Origin of the sequence: Stenotrophomonas maltophilia group sp. RNC7, assembly GCF_030910085.1 — a bacterium.
GTDB classification, from domain to species: domain Bacteria; phylum Pseudomonadota; class Gammaproteobacteria; order Xanthomonadales; family Xanthomonadaceae; genus Stenotrophomonas; species Stenotrophomonas sepilia.
On the sequence record NZ_JAVFVN010000561.1, the window covers coordinates 1 to 4,307 of the forward strand.

The following is a 4,307-nucleotide window of genomic DNA, read 5'->3' on the forward strand; positions in this document are numbered from 1 at the left end:
AATACATGGGAACAGCTCCTTTCTTTCCATTACAAAAAAACAGGGAGAGATGAAATATGACAAAGACAAAATTTGAAAATATGGGTTCTATAAAATAGGGAATACTTAGTGGATCACCAATTAATATGGGTATGTTTATTGGTGAATAACCAAGTTGTATAAACCACAGTAAAATGTATTTCAAAATTCCTCTAAAGGAGAACAGTATAGATAACCCAATCAATCCCAAAACAAACCAATATACTTTTTGATAATCTATTTTATCAATTGAAAAAATCTTCAAACATTCTCAACTCCCTTTGCTTAATGTCATAAAACTGAGGATTAAATTGTTTAATATCCTCTTCTCGCATTAAAATGACATTATTAGAAATTGAAGAGTGAAAAATATCATGCAAAATGGATGATTCGGTTTCATTTAGTTCCTTTGGATAAATAGCTATTATCTTTGTATCCCTTGGTAACACCCACTTTCCTTCATATGAATTGTTTTTTGCCAGCAGCTGCGATAATTCTACTAACATTTTAAAATTATTTACATTACCTTCTATCATTCTAGTCACAATGCCCCAGAATTCTAATAGTCCAGTAGCATTTTGATTATTTTTTTTTTGAAAATGATATACTGGTAGTTTTGTATTTTGAAATCCCTGATGAAAAAAACCATGCTCCCGCAATTCAACTTCAGTAGATAGCAAATTGGAGTTGTAAGAAAAAGATAAAGAGCTATTTAATCGTTGAATAATTTGTTTGTGATATTCTAAATTATCATCTTTCTCAAGCCCTGCGTACGATAATATTTGGTACATAACAGGTGAAACTCTTTTCATCGGTGTAACATACACTTGCAAAGTAGAAGTAGATAGTTCAGGGATACTTCTTATTAAATCCTTCAAATTTGAAGTACGTTGCTTTCTAGCCCCGTGTTCTGATACGGTTGGATAAGAATTATCAATTATTGCAAAGATCACATGATGTTGAATAGTTGGCATAAGTTGAGATAACCGAATGTATCTTTTTATTTTATTTATAATAATTTTATTTTTCTCAGCACCAGAATCAATTTCTAAATTTAGTTGATGTTTATTAAAACGAAATATCCAGTCGGGTTTGAGGTTATCTTCGTCCTCTTGAATTTCTTTAAATAATGGGAATGGCTGAATACTGTATAGCACATCACCCTTTGAGTACATACGTTCGCCCCTGGCTGCTCTCCCCACAATTTCGTTTTCTCCCCAGTCTTCAGATTCATAAATATATTTAGGAATTGAAGACCATTTAGAAAATGGCGCTATATTATTTAAGCCATAATCATCAATGAATTTTTTGAAAACATAAATATTCTCGCCATCTTGACTTAAAAACCATCCCTTTCTTTTAATTTCCAAGTCAATTGTCCTTAAAACAGCCTCTTTTATACCAAGAGTATGTTCATATTGCCTTTTCCCAACATAAATATTTTCCTTATCCCAATTGATAAAACCAGCATGTTTAAGAATATAAAGACCTTTTTCGCCAATAGAGTACATGCTCATTTCATAACCGTGTCTCTTTTTTAAATAGTAGTTATCTTTTCTTATAATTTTTAACTTATACATTTTGTTTAACCTATTTCGAAACGCATTATAATGCATGGGTTTTTCATGATAGTAATTATAGAATGTGTTCATTTGTTTAACAGTTAATAATTTTTGCTCGTATAAGAAAAATAGAGTGTATAAATCACTGACCCCCATATACATTCCAGTATGATTTTTATCTGTTATGTATTTTATAATCCAATCTTCTCTCTTCATAAAGCACCTCTCATTTCAAAGTTTCAGTTTTAACTAACAGAAGAGAATATAAAATAAATATTTTAATAAAACATTTTGCAACTAAATTTGAATAGTGAAATAGAAGTTGAATTCCATTGAATTTTAACTAGAGGAATTCCTAAAGAAGCGTAATAAGAGTTTTGATTTTTAATTAAAGGTAAAGTGCATTATACATATAAAGTTAAGATTTTTTAAGGGGTTTCTAGATATATTAAGTTACCGTTTTGAGAGGGGGCTTTTTTATATAAAGCACCGACTAGACATCCGCAATAAGCGTTGTTATTACAAGGTTCTTAGGGATGGCAAGTATATGTACATAAGTTATGCACCCTAAAATAGACTTAAGCACATATATCTAGCTATATGTGCTTAAGTCTATTTGTATAAAGTTATGTATTTCTATTTTTATGTAGGTTTGAAGGAGGAAAATAGCCATTTTTTTAATAGCGATTTTAATAAAACAGATATATAAATTATTTATTCATGAATAGTAAAAACTAAAATTTGTTTAGTGATTAACCCCTTCTAGCTAAGTGTTTAAATGTAATTAGAGTCTATTTCGTGATTTCTAATTACAAATGTATAAAATGATCAGGCATCTTATTTAGAGAGAGTATTATTTTTTGAATATGTAGGTGGTCAATGTTTGAAAAGGTAAGCAGTTTTATGTACAGGTACTCAAAAATCAGGATTCATAAATAAAATCAGCTTGATATATATTAGTGACCAATAATAGTTACTAATGAGTGAAGCGTTGATTTCACTATGATTACACATGTTTTATAGCTATTGATTATCGCTCGTTGTTTCTACATTCGTATAAAATCAGTATGAAAAACTATTGAAAATGGCATTTACAATCCAATTAGTCACTTATATTAGTCACTAATTTAGAAGCGCCTAAAAATATGGTTTTTTTGTGTTGACTTTAATCTTAAAAGGGGTTATATTAGTATTAGTCACTGATAATAGTCACTAATATATAAAGGTGCAATGTTAGGAGGTGTGGAATAGTTGGATGAATTAACACATAGAAGATTTGAGGATTATAACTTCCCAGAAGAAACCACACAAATGTTCGCTGAAATATTAGCAGCTGATAGCTTGTTGGCCAGTGTGCTGTTATTTATTACGAAAACCGTACAACTCAATAAACAAGAAAATATAGAAATAACAGGTGTTACAGTCAATCAAATAACCAATGAAGTAATTGTGAAAAAACCTGTTAAACATACAGTGAAAAATAAAAGGATTTATTTTGAAAAGAAAGAAGCACCAATCGATCGTAAACATGCAGAGCGACTTCTACAAAATTTATTAAAGATGTCACTTTGCTACTATTCGAATCCATCAGGACGTACATACTTTTATTACCCAACAATCCGTGGAATACAAGTGCTACAAAGAGCAATTGAAATAAAAAATCAGGTGAATAATAAGGAGGAAAATTAAAATGTTTGAAAATGAAAAACCGTCTATTCGATTTTCTATGGTTGGATTTGGTCAAGCGGGTTCACGAATTGCAAATGAATTTGCGAAATTTAACTATAAAGGAGAAAATGGTACAATTACCAACTCGTATCCTGTTTTTGCATTTAATTCTACTGAAAGAGATTTTGGTGGTTTAGACAATATTCCGAAAGCAAATCTAGTAAGTTTGAACTTAGATGGTTTTGGTAAAGAACCTACTAAAGCATATCAAAAACTAAAATCAACTCCTGAGTATTATAATAGTGTTGAAGAAATGGTTGATAAAGCATACAAAGCAGCAGATGAATTAATTATTTTTAATGCTGGATTAGGTGGCGGTACAGGGACTTCAACAGTATTACTTGCTACACAAATTTTTATAAAGAAGTATGTACAGGAAGTAATTGAAAAGTATACTAAACAGTTAATTGAAGCAAATGGCTTTGACTATGAAGATTTCATGACTGATCCTAATTATGCTAATAACCCTGAAGTAATGAATAGTCTTTATAGTCGTGCGGAAGCTGCAGCTGAAAATGCAGGTGAATTGAAAAAATTAGGCTTAATTTTAGCATACCCAAAACGTACAGATGGACCTGGTGTTCTTAAAGAAGTTAACCGATTCATAGAAATGATTTGGAAATTGGTTTTAAGCTCTCAAAATAGAATCGCGTTTATGTTGCCAGTTGATAATCAAAAAGCTTCTGACGATTATGCAGAACACAAATCGGATTTGAAATTTGAAACCTATAGAGATTACATTAATCATACAATTGCAGCACAGCTTCATGAATTGAATTGCGCGACTAACATTGGTGGTTCCGATGTAACGTTTGATGCACAAGACTTTAGAAAATGTATTTTAGAGCATCAAGGTACACTTGTTATCGGAAAAAATGTAAAAAGTGTATCAGAAGTAAATGGTTCTAATGGTTTGTATAAATCCTTAACGGATGCTTGGATAAGTGGGCATAACTTACACGATAAAATTGAATGGGAAGTAGAGCAGAACGGAAAAAC

3 protein-coding genes are annotated in these 4,307 nt (G+C 30.7%); 2 read left to right on the top strand and 1 reads right to left on the bottom strand.

Features of this window, described 5'->3' with window-relative positions:
• Positions 1–263: 263 nt before the first annotated feature.
• Positions 264–1,796, bottom strand: a complete 1,533-nt coding sequence (locus tag RCF13_RS10815; protein WP_047956705.1) for a replication-relaxation family protein — start codon at positions 1,794–1,796, stop codon at positions 264–266.
• A 1,035-nt stretch (positions 1,797–2,831) separates the two neighbouring features.
• On the opposite strand from RCF13_RS10815, the gene RCF13_RS10820 reads away from it, so the two are divergent.
• On the top strand, positions 2,832–3,269 hold the full coding sequence (locus tag RCF13_RS10820) for a hypothetical protein (RefSeq protein ID WP_001995737.1): 438 nt from the start codon (positions 2,832–2,834) through the stop codon (positions 3,267–3,269).
• Position 3,270: 1 nt separating this feature from the next.
• On the top strand, positions 3,271–4,307 hold a 1,037-nt coding region (locus RCF13_RS10825; RefSeq protein ID WP_308141159.1), incomplete at its 3' end, for a hypothetical protein.